The 16,839-nt window shown below is 62.5% G+C and carries 14 protein-coding genes; 9 read left to right on the top strand and 5 right to left on the bottom strand.

The genetic code is table 11. The annotated features are described in order from the left end of the window. The first annotated feature begins 54 nt into the window (after positions 1-54). From AO268_RS11515 to AO268_RS11505, 3 genes are read left to right on the top strand one after another with little or no spacing between them, the layout of a single operon-like run. Positions 55-1,638 carry a BCCT family transporter gene (locus AO268_RS11515; RefSeq protein WP_099168751.1) on the top strand — a complete coding sequence of 528 codons (1,584 nt, stop codon included), beginning with the start codon at positions 55-57 and terminating at the stop codon, positions 1,636-1,638. Positions 1,639-1,665: 27 nt separating this feature from the next. Beyond that, positions 1,666-3,675 carry a CocE/NonD family hydrolase gene (locus AO268_RS11510; RefSeq protein ID WP_099168750.1) on the top strand — a complete coding sequence of 670 codons (2,010 nt, stop codon included), beginning with the start codon at positions 1,666-1,668 and terminating at the stop codon, positions 3,673-3,675. 50 nt (positions 3,676-3,725) lie between these two features. Next, positions 3,726-4,694: a LysR substrate-binding domain-containing protein gene (locus tag AO268_RS11505; RefSeq protein ID WP_099168749.1), complete on the top strand. Its 969-nt coding sequence runs from the start codon at positions 3,726-3,728 to the stop codon at positions 4,692-4,694. A 46-nt stretch (positions 4,695-4,740) separates the two neighbouring features. Here the strand turns inward: AO268_RS11505 and AO268_RS11500 are convergent, their stop codons facing one another. Both AO268_RS11500 and AO268_RS11495 read right to left on the bottom strand, forming a co-directional pair. Then, entirely contained in the window at positions 4,741-5,874 is a 1,134-nt protein-coding gene (locus tag AO268_RS11500) for a catalase family protein (RefSeq protein WP_099168748.1), read from the bottom strand. Between the two features lie 29 nt (positions 5,875-5,903). Beyond that, positions 5,904-7,712 carry a di-heme-cytochrome C peroxidase gene (locus AO268_RS11495; protein WP_099168747.1) on the bottom strand — a complete coding sequence of 603 codons (1,809 nt, stop codon included), beginning with the start codon at positions 7,710-7,712 and terminating at the stop codon, positions 5,904-5,906. Between the two features lie 258 nt (positions 7,713-7,970). On the opposite strand from AO268_RS11495, the gene AO268_RS11490 reads away from it, so the two are divergent. From AO268_RS11490 to AO268_RS11470, 5 genes are all read left to right on the top strand, one after another. Next, positions 7,971-8,699 (top strand): FKBP-type peptidyl-prolyl cis-trans isomerase, encoded by a 729-nt coding sequence (locus AO268_RS11490; protein WP_029292800.1) that lies wholly within the window; start codon positions 7,971-7,973, stop codon positions 8,697-8,699. Between the two features lie 433 nt (positions 8,700-9,132). Continuing rightward, positions 9,133-9,588, top strand: coding sequence for a YkvA family protein (locus AO268_RS11485; RefSeq protein WP_029292802.1), 456 nt, complete (start codon positions 9,133-9,135; stop codon positions 9,586-9,588). A 97-nt stretch (positions 9,589-9,685) separates the two neighbouring features. Beyond that, the gene (locus AO268_RS11480) at positions 9,686-10,024 is read left to right on the top strand and encodes a helix-turn-helix domain-containing protein (protein ID WP_099168746.1); all 339 of its coding nucleotides are present in this window, start codon (positions 9,686-9,688) and stop codon (positions 10,022-10,024) included. Next, complete coding sequence (locus tag AO268_RS11475; RefSeq protein ID WP_057440671.1) at positions 10,021-10,392, top strand: hypothetical protein; 372 nt, start codon at positions 10,021-10,023, stop codon at positions 10,390-10,392. Before AO268_RS11480 ends, AO268_RS11475 begins: the two co-directional genes overlap by 4 nt. Next, positions 10,393-10,779 (top strand): tetratricopeptide repeat protein, encoded by a 387-nt coding sequence (locus AO268_RS11470; RefSeq protein ID WP_099168745.1) that lies wholly within the window; start codon positions 10,393-10,395, stop codon positions 10,777-10,779. A gap of 8 nt (positions 10,780-10,787) precedes the next feature. Here AO268_RS11470 and AO268_RS11465 read toward each other — a convergent pair whose 3' ends face one another. Beyond that, positions 10,788-12,545, bottom strand: coding sequence for a bifunctional diguanylate cyclase/phosphodiesterase (locus tag AO268_RS11465; protein WP_306474128.1), 1,758 nt, complete (start codon positions 12,543-12,545; stop codon positions 10,788-10,790). 118 nt (positions 12,546-12,663) lie between these two features. Beyond that, positions 12,664-14,745, bottom strand: coding sequence for a carboxy terminal-processing peptidase (locus AO268_RS11460; protein ID WP_176561363.1), 2,082 nt, complete (start codon positions 14,743-14,745; stop codon positions 12,664-12,666). A gap of 138 nt (positions 14,746-14,883) precedes the next feature. Here AO268_RS11460 and AO268_RS11455 point away from each other — a divergent pair, with 138 nt between their 5' ends. Continuing rightward, entirely contained in the window at positions 14,884-15,846 is a 963-nt protein-coding gene (locus tag AO268_RS11455; RefSeq protein WP_099168742.1) for a zinc-binding dehydrogenase, read from the top strand. Between the two features lie 337 nt (positions 15,847-16,183). Here AO268_RS11455 and AO268_RS11450 read toward each other — a convergent pair whose 3' ends face one another. Further along, a complete protein-coding gene (locus tag AO268_RS11450) occupies positions 16,184-16,837 on the bottom strand; it encodes an HAD family hydrolase (protein WP_099168741.1) in 654 nt (217 codons plus the stop codon). Between the last annotated feature and the right edge of the window lie 2 nt (positions 16,838-16,839).

Raw genomic sequence — 16,839 nt, 5'->3', positions numbered from 1 at the left:
CTAACAATGGCCTGCAACGGCAATAAAAATAGTCTGTCTGGGGAAGCGCACGAGATGAAATACCCATTGCGTCCTTTGGTCTTCTGGCCAACCTTTCTGATTCTGCTGGCGGCGGTGATCGCCAGCTATATCGACCTCACGGCATTCCTCGCCGTGAGCAAACAGCTCAATACGGTGATCCTGCAAAACTTCTCCTGGCTGTTCAGTGCCGGCTCTTTCGCCATGTTGGTGCTCACGGCCATCGTGTATTTTTCGCCCCTGGGCCAGGTGCGTATCGGCGGGGAGGGCGCCACGCCGCTGTTGAGCAAATGGCGCTGGTTCATGGTCGCGCTGTGCACCACCCTGGCGGTGGGCGTGTTGTTCTGGACCACGGCCGAGCCGCTCTACCACCTGTACTCACCGCCCGGCAGCCTGCCGATCGAAGCGGGCAGCGCGGCGGCCAAAAGCTTTGCCCTGTCGACGATGTTTCTGCACTGGACCCTCACGCCCTACGCCATTTACCTGGTGCCCTCCCTGGTGTTTGCCCTGGTGTTCTACAACCTGCGCAGCCACTTCTCCATCGGCGCCATGTTGCAACCCTTGCTCGGCGCCGCACGGGTCAAGCGCTATGCCGGGTTGATCGACACCCTAGCGATGTTCGCCCTGGTCGCAGGCATGGCCTCGTCCCTGGGCACCGGCGCGCTGACCTTGGCTGGCGGCCTGAGCCAGTACATTGGCGGCGAGACCACGCCGTTGCGCCTGGGCCTGATCATCGCGGTCATCGTCTTCACCTTTGTCGCCTCGGCCGCCAGCGGCCTGCAGCGCGGCATCGTCATGCTGTCGTCGTTCAACACCTGGATCATGCTGGCCCTGGGCGCGTTCGTGTTGTTGTGCGGGCCGACCCTGTACATCTTCAGCCTGGGCGTCGAGTCCCTGGGGGTCTACCTCGATACCTTCTTCAGCCGCAGCCTGGCCACCGGCGCCGCCAGTGGCGACAGCTGGCCGCAGAGCTGGACGGTGTTCTACTGGTCGGTGTGGTTTGCCTGGGCGCCGGTCAGTGCGCTGTTCCTCGGCAAGATCGGTCGGGGCTACCGGGTGCGCGAATTTATCCAGATCAACATGCTGTACCCGGCGCTGTTTACCGCGCTGTGGATCTGCATCTTCTCCGGCAGCAGCCTGTATTTCGATGCCCTCGGCGATGGCAGCTTGAACCGCGTGCTCAACGAACAAGGCGTGGAGCATGTGCTGTACCAGATGTTCCAGCAGTTGCCGGCCAGCGGCCTGATGATCGCGTTTTTGCTGTTTGTCGCGTTTATCTCGTTCGTCACCGCCGCCGACTCCAGCACCGACGTGATCGCCAACCTGTGTAGCCAAGGCGTCACCGCCGATTCGGACCTGGACGGCAACCCGCTGCTGAAGATTGTCTGGGGCGTGATCATCGGCACGGTGTCCTGGGTCATGGTGGCCTTTGTCGGCATCGACGGGGTGAAGATGCTCTCCAACCTCGGTGGCCTACCGGGCATGCTCCTGGTGCTGCTGGCCAGCACGTCGTTGCTCTACTGGTTGCAGAACCCCGCGCTGCTGGACGTCAAAGCCCCTGCGGTGCAGGTCGAACCTGGCCTGCGGGGTGCCCGCCCGGTGGCGGATTTTGCCCGCTGACTTGTCTCTTGGTTGCTGGAGTTACCCATGGAAATCGTCACCGAATTTGCCTACAAGGTTCGCGAGATCGAGCACTGCCTGATCCCCATGAGCGATGGCACGCAACTGGCTGCCCGCATCTGGCTGCCTGAAACCGCGGGCGCGCAGGCCTTCCCGGCGATCCTCGAATACCTGCCCTATCGCAAGCGCGATGGCACGGCGGTGCGCGATGCCCTGACCCACGCATGGATGGCGGGGCAGGGCTATGTCTGCGTGCGGGTCGATATGCGCGGCAATAGCGAATCCCAGGGCCTGATGGCCGATGAGTACCTGTTGCAGGAGCAGGATGACGCCCTCGACGTGATCGACTGGCTGTGCCAGCAGCCCTGGTGCGACGGCAACCTGGGAATGATGGGCATCTCCTGGGGCGGCTTCAACAGCCTGCAAGTCGCCGCGCGCCAGCCCCAAGCATTGAAGGCGATCATCACCCTGTGCTCCACCGATGACCGCTTTGCCGATGACATCCATTACAAGGGCGGCAACCTGCTGCTGGAGAACTTCGGCTGGGCCGCGACCATGCTCAACTTCAGCGCGGCGGTGCCCGACCCGCTGCTGCTCGGCGAGGTCTGGAAAAGCCTGTGGCAACAACGCCTCGACGCCATGCCGCTGCTGGCCGAGACCTGGCTGCAACACCAGACTCGCGATGCCTACTGGCGTCACGGCTCGGTGTGCGAGGACTACTCGGCGATCAAGGCGGCGGTGTACGCCGTGGGCGGTTGGGGCGATGCCTACAAGAATGCGGTGCCGCGCCTGATGGCAAACCTGCCGGGGCCGAAAAAAGCCATGATCGGCCCGTGGATCCACAAGTACCCGCATTTCGCGGTGCCCAACCCGGCCATTGGCTTCCTGCAAGAGGCCAGGCGCTGGTGGGACCACTGGCTTAAAGGTATCGACAATCGGGTGATGGACGACGCGGCCTGCACCTTTTACCTACAGGATGTGTTGGCGCCCAAGGGCAGTTATGCCGAACGCCCAGGGATCTGGGTGCAGACCTCGGGCTGGCCCGACCCCCAGGTGCAATGGACCGACTACAGCCTGACCGACCAGGGCCTCAGCCCCGGCCAGCAGGTACTGGGCAGCCCGCGCAGTATCTGTTCGCCCCTGACCACCGGCCTGCACCAGGGCGAATACTGCGCCATCTGGTTCGGCCCCGACGGCCCCACCGATCAGCGCCGCGACGATGCGCAGTCGCTGTGCTTCGACACCCCGCCCCTGGCCGAACCCCTGGCGCTGCTGGGGGATGTGCGCTTGCACCTGCGCCTGGCCAGCGATACCTGCTGTGGGCAACTGGTGGCGCGCCTGAACGCGGTGGCGCCCGACGGCCAAGTCACGCAGATCACCTACGGCGTGCTCAACCTGGCCCTACGTGAAGATTTCTCCCGTCTGACGCCACCGGTGCCGGGCGAACCGCTGGATGTGCAGTTGAGCCTGGATCATATCGGCACACGGGTGCCGGCCGGCTACCGCCTGCGCCTGGCCCTGAGCACCGCGAGTTTCCCGTTGCTGTGGCCCAGCCGCGAGCTGACCACCCTGACCGTATTGCCTGCCCTGCAACGGGTGCAATTGCCGGTCTTCAGCGGCGCGGCCGTGCCATGCCCCTTCGACGCCCCGCAAGCGGCTACCCCGGCGGCGCTGGAGGTGCTGCGGGCGGCGGCGCCGAAACGCACCTTGATCGAGGACGTGGGCAGTGGCGAAGTCTGCGTAAAAATCGAGGACGACCTGGGCGCGGTGCGCTTCACCGAGCACGGCTTGGCGGTGGACCAGCGCTGCACCGAGCAATACCGCACCTTGCCCTGGGATCCGTTGTCGACCCGGGCCGATATCCACTGGCAGTACCGCGTCGAGCGCGCGCCGTGGTCGGTGGCGGTCGACAGCCACTTGCAGGTGCACGCCGACGCCCAGTGGTTCTACATCGAGGCGCAGCAGCAGGCGTGGGAAAACGGGGTGCAGGTGCATCACCGAACCTGGAACAGGCGGGTTGCGCGGGTCGCGTTGTGAGTGGGCAAGTGGCAGGATGGGGGCTTACCTGATCAGCCACGGACCCCTGCATGCCGCGCCGAAATGTCGACCTGCCACCGCTCAACTGTTTGCAGACGTTCGAGGCGGCCGCCCGGCATTTGAGTTTTACCCAGGCGGCCCACGAACTGAACCTGACCCAAAGCGCGGTGAGCCGGCAGATCAAGCGCCTGGAGGAGGACCTGGCGCGCCCGCTGTTTTATCGGCTGGCGCTGGGCCTGAGTCTGACCCCGGCCGGCGTGCGTTACTTTCGCACCATCCAGCGCCTGCTGCGCGAGCTGGACCGTGAATCGGCGCAGTTGCGCCGACGCGGTGCCGATCGCCAACTGACCCTGGCCAGCACGCCGACCATCAGCTCAATCTGGCTTGCCGCGCTGTTGCCGGCCTTCCAGCGCGAGCACCCGGACCTGGATATCCGCATCTTGTGCAGTGAAAGCCCGAGCCACCTGGATGTCAGCGAATATGACCTGGGCCTGTTCTATCACCTCGACGAACTGCCGGCGCCCCTTGGCCTGGAACTGACCCCGGTATTTGCCCGCGAGCAGGTCATCGCCGTGTGCAGCCCCGGCTACATCGAGCGCCACGGCGCGATACGCGACGCCGAGCAGCTGCTGCACAGCCATACCTTGTTGATCGTCGAGGACCATTCCCACGACTGGCTGACCTGGGCCGACTGGTTCGCCGATATCGGCGCGCAGTATCACATGCCCCGTCATGCCTTGCGCACCAACAGCTATCAGTTGCTGATGCAATCGGCGGTGATGGGGCATGGCGTGGCCCTGGGCTGGAAGTGCCTGCTCGAAGGCGAGCTGGCTGCTGGCCGCCTGCAACTGGCCTTGCCCCATCACATGCACAGCCGTGGCCGCCTGCAACTGATGCAACCGCAACACCGCAACCCACCCTCGGCGGCGCGCAGTTTCCAGCAATGGTTGCTGACGGCGTCCGATACAACGCCGCAGGGGCTTTTCTGTGGGAGCGGGCTTGCCCGCGATGATCGTTAACGATGACGCGGTGAGGCGGTCTTGTTGACGTCAGCGCGGGCGTTGTTCACGGGGCGTTGCGGCTATGCCGATAATCACTCACCGCCTCATACACCGCCTTGCGCAGCCGGTTGATCCCGCCAATCGGCCGGTGTTCTTCCACACCAAACCAGGGGTTGAACGACTGGTTGTCACAGGCCAGGTTCAGCTCCGGGGTATCAAAGTCCTGCGCCGGGATGCGGATTTTAGCCACGCTCTCGTAGGGCGCGTCGCTTTCCTTCCATTCGATGCTGGTGTCTTCGATGGGCATGTATTTTTGTGGGTTCTGGCGCTGGATCTGCAACACAAAACACGCATCGACACGGTCGGTGGACAGCTGCTGGCTCAAGGCGCTGCGCAAGAAGTTCGGCAAGTCCTGGTTCTGCTTGGGCAGGCTGTACTCCGGGCAGCTTTGCGGGTCTGGGGCGACGCGGAACTTGGCGTTGGCCGCACCAAACTTGTAGGGCGATACCGAAAAGTATGTCGCCTCGGTCGGGCTGGTGGGGGCCGGTGCCAGCGTTGCCAGGGCGATAAACAGATGGCGCACCTGCCAACTGCGCGGGTCGAGACTGGGGAAAAACGCCATGGCCTTCTTGCCATCGGCCTGGGCCCCGACGTTCTGCGCGTATTCCGCCACATCGCTGACAAAAAAGTTGGGGTGGCTGAACATCACAAAGTCCTGCTCGCTGCGCGCCTGCTGATCGGCCAGCAGTTGCTTGCCTGGCACGTCCAGCAGCTTGATCGCCATGCCGCGGGCGTCGCGGATGCTGTCGAACTGTGGATAAGCGTTACCGTTGGACAGGCGCATCATTGCCTGCCAGGTCTTGCCCGGCTCGGCGAACACGCCCTGGCGCAGCGCCGGGTCGAGGTCCGGCAGCACGCGGACTTCGGCCTTCACACAGCCGTGGGCCTTGGCGTGGGCATCGCGCAGGTAACGGGTGCCTTCGCGATGCTGGTCGACGATGCGCACCGCCGTCTGAATGATGCCCTGGGTCATGGCGGCTTCGCCGGGCGGAATCTGCTCATCGACCGACACCGGGCCGCTGTGCTGCCAGGCAAACCACAGGGTCGTCGCCAACCAGCCGAGCAGGCCCAGGCCTACCAGCCATAACAGCGTCTTGCCGAGAAACGCGCCGAGGCGCAGCCACAGTCGAGCGAGCATGGAACGGTCCTTGTATCGAAATGGGGAAGTCATGGCAGTTGCTGCTCCAGCGGGCCGCCCAGTACTTTCAGGTATTCCAGCAGCGCCCAGCGTTCCTCGGGTGCAAGGCCCCGGCCAATCACCCCGTTGCCACGCTTGCCCGCACGGAATTCGTGGCCGCTGTTGTGGTTGCCGGTGATGCGGGTATCGAACAGAAACGCATTTTTAAAGGCCTCGGTGCGATAGCCCAGGTGACGCGGGTTGTAGTCGAAGGTGCCTTTATAGAAGGTGCGGCTGCGCTCGTACTGGGGCGAAAGCAGCTGGTAGATCGTCGGCACCGAACCGTTGTGCAGGAACGGCGGCGTGGCCCACACGCCGGCCAGTGGGCGGGCCTTGTAGGCGCGTAGTTCGCGCACGCCGATGGGCAGGCCGTAGCCGTCCAGGCGCGGGCGTTCGGCCGGGGTGACGCCGGCGGCGCGGTAGGCGTGCTCTTCGACAAACGCGGTGACATAGGCCAGGCCCTTGGCCACGGACAGGCTGCGCAGGTCCAGGGGTTCGGTCGGCGTGGGGTGCAGTTCGACATTCAACTGCGCCAGCTCGGCCGGGTCCCATTGCAGGGCGCTGAGGTCGTAGCGCTGGTCGGCAATGTTGCTGGCGGTGCCGGGGTCGGTGCCGATGTAGTCCACCGGCAGCATTTTCAGTTGTTGCACCGGGCGGCCGTTGACTTCGCTCACGCTGGGCACATGGCAGGCCGCGCAGTTTTCCGCGAACAGCGCGCGGCCACGGGCGGCCAGGGGTTTGTCGATGGCACCGAACAACGCTTCAGGCCAGGTCGGCGGCTTGAGCCGTTGCAGGGTTTCTTCGATCCGGTTCAGGTCCCGCACGCGCACGCTGGAAGGGTAGCGCGCATCGCCCTTGAGGGGCTGGCCGGCGCTGTCGAAGAACGCCAGGGTCGCGCCCACGCCCAAGGCCTCGCCGATATTGCGCGCCATGGGTTGCTGGGCCGAGCCGTTCCATTGCACCCAGTCGAAGGTCCACATGTCCCACAGCTGCGGGTAGTCCACCGGCGCGTTGGCGATACGGTAGTTATCCGGCGAAATGGCATCGCCAAAGCTGGCGTTGGCGATGCGGCCGAAGGCGTCGGTGCGCCCCGGGCCTTCTTCGGTGGGGTAGAGGCCACGGTGGGTATCGTTCCAGGCCACCTTGAGGAAGTTGTCCAGGGACTGTTTGAAGTCCTGGCGCAACTGATCGTACTGGGCGTCGTATTGATCCCCCAGCACGCTATGGGCAAAGCGCCTGAACTTCAGCGGGTTGTAATAGGTCGCGGCGAGGCTGGCCACCAGGGCCTGGCCAAAGCTGCCGCCGCGCAGGGTCGGCACGCTGGACGGCAGCACATGCTGTGCAGCGCCGCCGTCGATACGCAGGGCCTGGCCATTGAAATGCAATTCGCCGGTATGGCAGGCGGCGCAGGTGATATCGAGAAACTCGTCGTTGCTCCCGGCATTCTTGTGCCGGGCGAAACCTGCGGGCAGGTTGCCGGGGTTCTGGGCTGTGGCCTGTTGTCGCGGGTCCACCAGGAAACCGAAGCGCGCCAGGTAGGCCGGCTCGGCAAAGCGCTGCTGGGAAAACGGCAGCTCCAGCGCGGTGAACCAGTTATAACGCAGGCCCTTGACCTGGGTGCCCTGGGGCGTGAAGTAGTAGGCCTGGCGGTCGGCGGCGCTCCATTGGTCCTGGTAGTGCACCTGCTGCACCGGCACGTAATCCGGTAGCTTGGGGTTGATCACGTAATAGAGGACCACGGCCAGGGCCAGTCCCATTAATGACAGGATCAGGAGTAAAACACGGGAAAAAATGCGCAAGATAACTATCCTTGTCGAGTTGTTGCGTCCTTATGCCACTGAGCGCGGCAGGCGGCAAGTAGCCATGATCGGTCTGCACCGGCGGTTTTCGGCTTGCCTGCTGTCCTTCAGTGGGCTTTGGGGCGGATGAAAATGCTTTTAAACACGTGAACTTATCAGAAGTTTCCTGCTCACATGCCGGTAGCCATTGGTCGTGGCCGCCTGATAAGCTCGCGACTTTATCTGAATGCCCTTTTGGCGCATGAACAAGGAAATAGCATGAAACAGCATCGGTTGGCGGCGGCGGTGGCCCTGGTTAGCCTGGTACTTGCGGGTTGTGATTCGCAAACCAGCGTAGAGCTGAAAACCCCGGCGCAGAAAGCTTCCTACGGTATCGGCCTGAACATGGGCAAAAGCCTGGCTCAGGAAGGTATGGATGACCTGGACTCCAAGGCCGTGGCCCAAGGCATCGAAGATGCCGTCGGCAAGAAAGAACAGAAGCTGAAGGACGAAGAACTGGTCGAAGCGTTTTCCGCACTGCAAAAGCGTGCTGAAGAACGCATGACCAAGATGAGCGAAGAGTCGGCAGCCGCCGGCAAGAAATACCTCGAAGACAACGCCAAGAAAGACGGCGTCGTCACCACCGCTTCCGGTCTGCAGTACAAGATCGTGAAGAAGGCCGAAGGCGCCCAGCCCAAGCCAACCGACGTAGTGACTGTGCACTACACCGGCAAGCTGACCAACGGCACTACCTTTGACAGCTCCGTGGATCGCGGCAGCCCGATTGACCTACCGGTCAGCGGCGTGATTCCAGGCTGGGTCGAAGGCCTGCAACTGATGCACGTGGGTGAGAAGGTCGAGTTGTACATCCCGTCCGACCTGGCCTACGGTGCCCAGAGCCCGAGCCCGGCGATTCCAGCCAACTCCGTACTGGTCTTCGACCTGGAGCTGCTGGCAATCAAGGACCCGGCCAAGGCCGACGCGCCTGAGGCACCGGCTGCCAAGTAAGCCGCTGCAAAACACCCAACGCCCCGTTTTACGGGGCGTTGTTGTTTCTGGGCCAGGGGCTTGGTCCAATCCGTGTGGGAGCTGTCGAGCCCTGGCGAGGCTGCGATAGCAGTAGATCAGGCAACACTCCTGCTGGCCATGCCGCCGCCATCGCCGCCTCGCCGGGGCTCGACAGCTCCCACAGTTGACCGTGGGGCAAATCAAAACGAACACCTGCGGCTTAGAGCAGTCTGATGCTATACCTCGGCACGGCTAGCCGCAGGCGCGCTTCAAGTCAATGAATTCTTGGGTTTTTTTTATGTGCGCAAAAAACGCCCGATCTGACTCTGGGCCTTGTATTACGCGGCTTTCAGCCGTGAAAATGGGCTCTGTTCACAAGGTTATCCACAAGTTGTGTGGATAACCTTTTCTCTCGCCTGGAACTGGAGTGACGATGAAAGCACCCTGGAATTTCACCCGCTTCCTGCCGTTGGCCGCCCGCCTGATTGGGCGTGGGCGCTTGCCGACCCTGTTGTTCGCGGTCGCTGCCAAAGGCTCAAGCCAAGGTAGCCGCCTGGGCAAGCTCAAGGACGACCTGAAGCTGCTCCAGGCGCTGTGCCTGGCCTACTGGCGCGGCGAGTACCGGGCGATCAGCCCCAAGGCGCTGATCTCGGTGGTGGCGGGGCTGATGTACTTCCTCAGCCCCATTGATGCGATCCCGGACTTTTTGCCGATGTTCGGCATGCTCGATGATATCGCGGTACTGGCCTGGGTCATGAAGAGCCTGGACGGTGAGTTGAGTGCGTTCCGCGCCTGGCGTGAACGCCAGCGCCCGGAGAAGTTGGTGGTGGTTGAACGCTTGCCCGCCACGCCGCAGCTTCTGGAGCAGGAAAACCCGAAAAAAAACTGAAGACGCGGATAATCCCCCTGCGCTCTTTAGGGCTGTTAGGATTACACTCCTAAGGAAAGTACTTACGTTGTAAGTGTTGTGATCCTACGGGGCAGTTATGGATATACAAATCATTTCACGGGATGGCGAACCCGAATACGCGGTTCTGCCATGGGCTCAGTACCAGGCGCTGTTAACCGCCGCCGGCCGGCAGCCACCGGCTACTCCTTCTGCACAACCCCCTCACACCGCTACCGAGCAGGATCTACGCCCCCTGGCGCACTTGCGCAGCCTGCGCGAAGCCAAGGGCCTGGCCATCGAGACATTGGCCCGCACCGTGGGCATCAGCCCGTCTTACCTGGGGCTGATTGAAAGTGGCGAACGCCAGCCGGATGCCGCGATCCGTCGCAGCCTGGCCTGGGAGTTGGGGATTGCGGGTTGGAGGGATGAAACGTGAGTGTGCGCATCAGCCGTCAACACTGGGATGGGTTGCTCAATGAGCTCGATCAGGCCCGTCGCCAGCGACATCTTTTGACTTACCGTGCGTTGCTGGAGCGTCTGCAATTCCCCACGCCTGCGATGCAAACCCTGACCGCCGCCCTGGAGCACCTGGCGGCCCTGGATGCCAAGGCGGACCAGCCACTGCGCAGTTCCCTGGTGATCAGCCAGGGTGCGAGCCGCTTGCCGCGCACCGGTTTTTTTGAATGTGTCGAGCGCCTCGGGCGCTTTTGCGGACCGTCCGATGGCGTCGCTGCGGCGTCGTGGCATGCCTCGGAAGTGGTCCGTGTGTTCGAGTACGAATATCCTGAGTCAGCGGAGGCCTGAGTGTTCTGGAAGCTTAAAGCGTATGCCAGCTATTGGTTGGCCCGCAGGTTGTTTCATTGGTCATGGTTTGTGCGCCAGCCCCGTGGCTGGCACTGGCTGGAGGGTCAGTTTGCACGCATGGCCAACCTGGGGAATGTCGAGGCCCAAAGTTTTTATGGGCATATCCTGACCTTTCGCGGCCAGGGGCTTGGCGCGCGTGAAGAAGGCGTGCGCTTGCTGCGCCTGGCGGGCCAGGCGGGGGATGGCAAGGCGGCCTATCAGGTGGGCGTGTTGAGCCTGGCAGGCAGCCTGGGCAAGGCGCCAGACCCGAGCGAAGCCGCACGCTGGTGGACCATCGCCGCCAAGGCCGGGCACCCGCTGGCGCAGATGCGTCTGGAGCAGTTGTAGGCGCGTACCTACAGCAGTTGGCGACTGTCGATGACATGGATGCTGTAGCCGGCCACGTTCTTGGCGTGATGCTTGGCCTGTGAGGCCAGCTCCGCCAACTGGCTGGCATCCAGGTGTCCACAGCTCAATGGATGCAGGTGCACCACGCCGATGGACAGCGACAGCAAGGCAAACTCCTGGCGCACCCCCTGGCGATTCAGGGCGATAAAACAGCCCGCGTCCAAATGCTCGCTGCGGTAGAAACGCCGGCATTGGGTCTGGAAATCGTCCACCAACTGGTTAAGACGCTTGCGCCAGTCCTGGGCGCCCAGCACCAGTAAAAAATCATCGCCGCCAATATGCCCGACAAAATCGCGGCTGGGGTCCACCCGGTCGTTGAGGCACTGAGCCAGGCACAGCAGCACTTCATCGCCACGGCCATAGCCGTAGATATCGTTGAACGGCTTGAAACTGTCGATATCCACATAGCAAATCACCGATTCGCGCTGTTGCTGCAACAGCCGTGTCAGGCACTGCTGGATCGGCACGTTGCCCGGGAGCAGGGTCAGCGGGTTGGCGTAGCGCGCCTGTTGGATTTTCAGTTCGGTAATCAGCTTGAGCACATCGATCACCCGGCCCAGGCCCAGGTAGTTGCCGTTCTGGGTGATGATGAAATCTTCCTCGATGCGCTGCCGCGCGCGGCTGGTCAGCAGGCGGCTGACCTGTTGCAACGACTGGCTCAGTTCCACGGCCAGGAAGTCGTCGCTCATCAGGCGGCTGATGGGTTTGCGCGCAAACAGGTCGGTGGCAAACGGCTTGAGCAGCACATCGGACAACGAGTGCCGATGCACGATGCCGATGGGCTGGCCGCGCCCATCCAGGACCGCCAGGGAGTTGAGGTTGGCCTGGCGGCGAAACGCTTCCAGCACTTTGGCCGTGGCCGTGTCCTGGGCCACGGCCGGTTGTTCGTTGAGCAGGGCGCTGAGGTCACTGGCGTCCTCGTTGAGCGAGACACTGGTGCTGTCGGGCTGGGCCAGCATCCACCGGGCTTCGGTCGGCGGATGCTCCTGGGGGCGGCACAGCAGGTAGCCCTGGACCAGGTCCACGCCCATTTCCGTGAGCACCGCCAACTCTTGCGGCAACTCGATGCCTTCGGCAATCACCTGCGCGCGGGAGGCCTTGGCGATCTGCAGGATCGAGCCGACAAACTCGCGCTTGAGCGCATCCTGATGGATGCCATCGATAAAATGCCGGTCGATTTTCACGTAGTCCGGGCGCAGTTCAGACCACAGGCGCAAGCTGGAATAACCGGCGCCCAGGTCATCCAGGGCAATCGAAAAACCCATGGCGCGGTAGTGGTGCAGGGCGGTTTGCAGCAGTTGGAAGTCGTCGGTCGGCGCTTGTTCCGTGAGTTCGATCACGATCTGGCTGGGGGCGATCCCGTACTCGCGCAGCATCTGCAAGGTGCGTCCCGGTTGATGGGTGGTTTCCAGCAGGGACTCGGGCGAGACGTTGATAAACAGCTTGCCCGGCAGCTTCTGTTCGCTGAAATGCTTGCAGGCACTTTGCCGGCAGGCCACCTCCAGCTCATTCAGGCGCCCGGCCTGGCGCGCCACGCCAAACAACGCGAGGGGCGCGTGCAACGGGCTGTTGGACGGGCCGCGGCTCAGGGCTTCATAACCAAGGATGCGGCGCTCGCAGAGGCTGATGATCGGTTGGAACAGACTGTGCAAACTGCCTTGGGCCAGGATGGAGCCCAGGGCATTCAGCTGTTCGGTCATGGTCATGGTGATCTCGGTCGAAAAAAAAGGACCGGGTGCCTGGGGCGCCCGGTCCTTCATTTCACGACAGAATGATGTCTGTTTGATGACGCTCAGTGGAGCGACAACATTAAATTGCCATCATTTACTGCTTGGCCACCGTCTTACTGATTTTCAGGTAGTCCAGCAGAATCCGCCCGGTTTCGCTCAGGTAGGCATCATCTTCCGGCTTGGTCTTTTCAGGTTCGGTCGGCAGCGCGTCTTCGTCTTCTTTCTTCAGCTCCTTGAGCGGGTCTTCACCCTTGGCCTTGCGGCGGGTGTTTTCCAGGGCCAGTTGCTGGTTCTCGATATCGGTGTGCTGCGCACGGCGGTCCACTTCATTGAGGCTGACGGTCTTCTCGGCCATCAGCTTCTTGGCCAGGGCCAGCTTGTCGCGGATAAACACGAACTCGGCATCCTTGGCCGAGCGCAGGTCATGTTGGGCCTTGAGCTGGGTCAGGTACGGCTTGAAGGGGTCCGATGCCGGCTTGATGGCTGGACGGATGGTGTCCCATGGCATGGCTTCGGGCAGGGCGCTTTCGCCGATTTCCTTGGTGTCGATGATCGACGGGAAATCAATGTCCGGCAGGACGCCCTGGTGCTGGGTGCTCTGCCCGGAAACCCGGTAGAACTTGGCCAGGGTCAGCTTCAGCTCGCCATGGTTGAGCGGCTGGATCGTCTGCACCGTGCCTTTGCCGAAGGTCTGGCCACCGATGATCAGCGCACGGTGGTAGTCCTGCATGGCACCGGCAAAAATCTCCGAGGCCGAGGCCGAGAGACGGTTGACCAGCAACGCCATCGGGCCTTTGTAGAAGGCACCCGGGTTTTCGTCTTCCAGCACATCCACACGGCCGTCAGCGTTGCGCACCAACACGGTCGGGCCCTTGTCGATAAACAGGCTGGTCAGCTCGGTGGCTTCCTGCAACGAGCCGCCGCCGTTGTTGCGCAGGTCGATGACCACGCCGTCGACCTTCTCTTTGCTCAGCTCGGTGAGGATCTTCTTCACGTCGCGGGTGGTGCTCTTGTAGTCTGGGTCGCCGGCACGGAAGGCCTTGAAGTCCAGGTAGAACGCCGGGATCTCAATGACGCCCAGCTTGTAGTCCTTGCCATCCTGCTTGAGGTTGAGGACTTTCTTCTGCACGGCCTGGTCTTCGAGCTTCACTGCTTCGCGGGTGATCGACACGACCTTGCTGGTCTGGTCGTTCGGCGCGTTGGTGTGTGGAATCACTTCCAGGCGCACCACGCTGCCCTTGGGCCCGCGGATCAGCTTGACCACTTCGTCCAGGCGCCAGCCGACCACGTCGACCATCTCTTTGTCGGCCTGGGCCACGCCGATGATCTTGTCGGCCGGGGCGACCTGCTTGGTCTTGTCCGCCGGGCCTGCCGGCACCAGGCGCACGATCTTGACCTGATCGTTGTCGCTCTGCAGCACGGCACCGATGCCTTCGAGGGACAGACTCATGTTGATATCAAAATTTTCCGCGTTATCTGGCGACAGATAATTGGTGTGCGGATCGTAGGACATCGCGAAGGTGTTGATATAGGCCTGGAAGATATCTTCGGCGCGGGTCTGTTCCAGGCGGCTCAACTGATTCTTGTAGCGCTTGGTCAGCAGTTCCTGGATCGCCTTGGGCTCTTTGCCAGCGATCTTCAGGCGCAGGACTTCATCCTTGACGCGCTTGCGCCACAGGTCATCCAGGGCGGCGGTGCTGGTCAGCCACGGGGCCTCCTTGCGATCCACCAGCAGGGTTTCCTTCTGGGTGAAGTCGAGCTTGTCCACGCCTTTGTTCAACTCACCGAGGGCGAAGTCCAGACGCGCTTTGACGCGGTCCAGGTAACGCTTGTAAATGGTGAAGCCCGGCTGCAGGTCGCCGCTCTTGAGGAAGTCGTCGAACTGGGTCTTCCACTTATCGAACTCGGCGATATCGCTGGCCAGGAAGTAGCTGCGCGAGGGATCCAGCAGCTTGAGGTAGCTGTCATAGATGATCACCGAGCGCGCATCGTCCAGCGGTGGCTTGCTGTAATGGTGGCGCTTGAGCAACTCGACGACGTTAAGGCTGGCAATCACCTCATCGCGATCAGGCTGAAGTTTGTCCCAGCTATTGGCTGCGAACGTATTGGTCGACAGCGGCAACAGGCCGAGACCAATGAAAAGAGCGAGGGCGGTGCTGGGGAACAAATGCTTCATGCTGATTCGACGCGGGGGCAATTGATAACGCATATTAGGCCGTCTTTGAAGTCGCCGGTTCCATGTGGGCCGGTCGCATAATGCAAAAAGCCCGGCGCTACAGCAACGGGCTCAGTCCAGACTCACTATGGAGGCACTGTGAAAGCATTGCAAGGCGTTGAAGGTCATGTAGCGTGGGTTGAGACCCCGAGTCCTACGTGCGATGTAGGGCAAGTTCGCATTCGGGTGGCGGCAGCCGGCCTCAATCGGGCGGATTTATTACAGCGTGCAGGGCTCTATCCGCCACCGCCCGGGGTCAGCGAAGTGCTGGGCCTGGAATGCTCCGGGGTGATCAGCGAGGTCGGCGCCGGCTCGTCCTGGCAGGTTGGGGATCGGGTCTGTGCGCTGCTGGCGGGCGGCGGCATGGCGCAGGAAGTGGTGGTGGACGCGCGCCACGTGCTGCCGGTGCCAGAGGGGTTGTCCCTGGCCGAAGCCGCTGCGTTGCCCGAGGTGTACAGCACCGCCTGGCTCAACCTATTCCAGCTGGCGGCGCTCAAACCCGGTGAAAAGGTGCTGTTGCACGCCGGCGCCAGTGGCGTCGGCTCGGCGGCGATCCAGCTGTGCAAGGCCTTTGGCAGCCCGTGCTGGGTCAGCGTCGGCTCGGCGGACCGCCTGGCCTACTGCGAGGAGCTTGGCGCCCAGGGTGGTGTGGTACGTACCGACGGCATCGAGAGCCTGGGGGATTTTGGCCCGTTCGACGTGATTCTCGACCCGGTGGGCGGCAACTATGCCGCCATTAACCTCAAGCTCCTGGCCCGCGACGGTCGTTGGGTGCTGATCGGCTTGATGGGCGGGCGTGAAGCCCAGTTGGACCTGGCACAGGTGCTGGCCAAGCGCGTGCAAGTGCTGGGCTCGACCTTGCGCAGCCGTGATGATCAGTTCAAGGCCGATTTGTTCAGTGATCTGAGCCAGCATGTATGGCCGTTGTTTGGCGAAGGGCGGTTGAGTCCGCAGTTGGCCAAGACCTTTGCGATCGCGGATGCTGAGGCGGCGTTTGCGGCGTTGGCGACCAACCAGATTTCCGGGAAGCTGGTGCTGGTGATCGACGCAACCCTGGCTTGAGGCCAAGCCAGGGTTGAAACGCAGCCGAAGGTGAGAGCCGGGCTTGCCCGCGATAGCAGTAGTTCAGGCCCTGTTTTTGGCGGCTGACCCACCGCCATCGCAGGCAAGCCAGCTCCCACATTTAAATTGTGGCGTGGCCAAAATTCAGTGCCCGACCAAGCCCCCCCTGTGGGAGCGGGCTTGCCCGCGATAGCGGTGGTTCAGGCCCTGTTTTTGGTGGCTGACCTACCGCCATCGCAGGCAAGCCAGCTCCCACATTTAAATTGTGGCGTGGCCAAAATTCAGTGCCCGGCCAAGCTCCCACATTGGATTGGGTTTCAATTCAGGAAAGGGGGTGTCAGGCCCACTGGTGGATCGGCCAGCCGGCCTGTTCGGCATGGGCGCGCAACACCGGATCCGGGTTGACCACCTGCGGGTAATCGACCTTGCTCAACAACGGCAGGTCATTGCGCGAATCCGAGTAGAAGTACGCGCCCTCCAGGCTTTCACCTTCCTGCTCCAGCCACTGCATCAAGCGGGTGATCTTGCCTTCGCGGTAGGTCAGGACACCCACGGTCTTGCCGCTGTACACGCCGTAGGCCACCTCCAGTTCAATCCCCAGTACTTCATCGATGCCAATGCGTGCCGCAATCGGCGTGACCAAGTGCGTGCCCGAGGCCGAGATCACCAGGATCCGGTCACCGTTCTGGCGGTGGCGGGCAATGGTCTTGGTGGCGTCGCTGTAGATCAGCGGTTCGATACTGTCTTCCACCCACGGCTCCACCAGGTGCGCGACCTCTTCCGGGGTGCGGCCGATCATCGGCTCCAGGCTGAAGTCCATGAACTCTTCCATGGCCAACTCGCCGCGACTGTAGGCGGCCATCAACTCGTGGTTCTTGCGCATGAACGATTCGCGGTCCACCCAGCCCAGGCGGGCCATTTGTTCGCTCCAGAGGGTGGCGCAGTCGCCGTGGATCAGGGTGTCGTCCAGATCAAAAATTACCAAAGCCATCA

Origin of the sequence: Pseudomonas sp. ICMP 8385 (genome assembly GCF_002699915.1) — a bacterium.
GTDB lineage: Bacteria > Pseudomonadota > Gammaproteobacteria > Pseudomonadales > Pseudomonadaceae > Aquipseudomonas > Aquipseudomonas gessardii.
Note: the sequence above shows the minus strand (reverse complement) of the source record. Positions and strands in the feature narration are given on the sequence as shown.

Bases quoted from the DNA above. Each gene is read 5' to 3' on its own strand.
- AO268_RS11460 (WP_176561363.1), bottom strand. From the start codon at position 14,745: ATGAAGCATTTGTTCCCCAGCACCGCCCTCGCTCTTTTCATTGGTCTC.
- AO268_RS11515 (WP_099168751.1), top strand. From the start codon at position 55: ATGAAATACCCATTGCGTCCTTTGGTCTTCTGGCCAACCTTTCTGATT.
- AO268_RS11505 (WP_099168749.1), top strand. From the start codon at position 3,726: ATGCCGCGCCGAAATGTCGACCTGCCACCGCTCAACTGTTTGCAGACG.
- AO268_RS11485 (WP_029292802.1), top strand. From the start codon at position 9,133: ATGAAAGCACCCTGGAATTTCACCCGCTTCCTGCCGTTGGCCGCCCGC.
- AO268_RS11480 (WP_099168746.1), top strand. From the start codon at position 9,686: ATGGATATACAAATCATTTCACGGGATGGCGAACCCGAATACGCGGTT.
- AO268_RS11510 (WP_099168750.1), top strand. From the start codon at position 1,666: ATGGAAATCGTCACCGAATTTGCCTACAAGGTTCGCGAGATCGAGCAC.
- AO268_RS11450 (WP_099168741.1), bottom strand. From the start codon at position 16,837: ATGGCTTTGGTAATTTTTGATCTGGACGACACCCTGATCCACGGCGAC.
- AO268_RS11490 (WP_029292800.1), top strand. From the start codon at position 7,971: ATGAAACAGCATCGGTTGGCGGCGGCGGTGGCCCTGGTTAGCCTGGTA.
- AO268_RS11500 (WP_099168748.1), bottom strand. From the start codon at position 5,874: ATGCTCGCTCGACTGTGGCTGCGCCTCGGCGCGTTTCTCGGCAAGACG.
- AO268_RS11465 (WP_306474128.1), bottom strand. From the start codon at position 12,545: ATGACCATGACCGAACAGCTGAATGCCCTGGGCTCCATCCTGGCCCAA.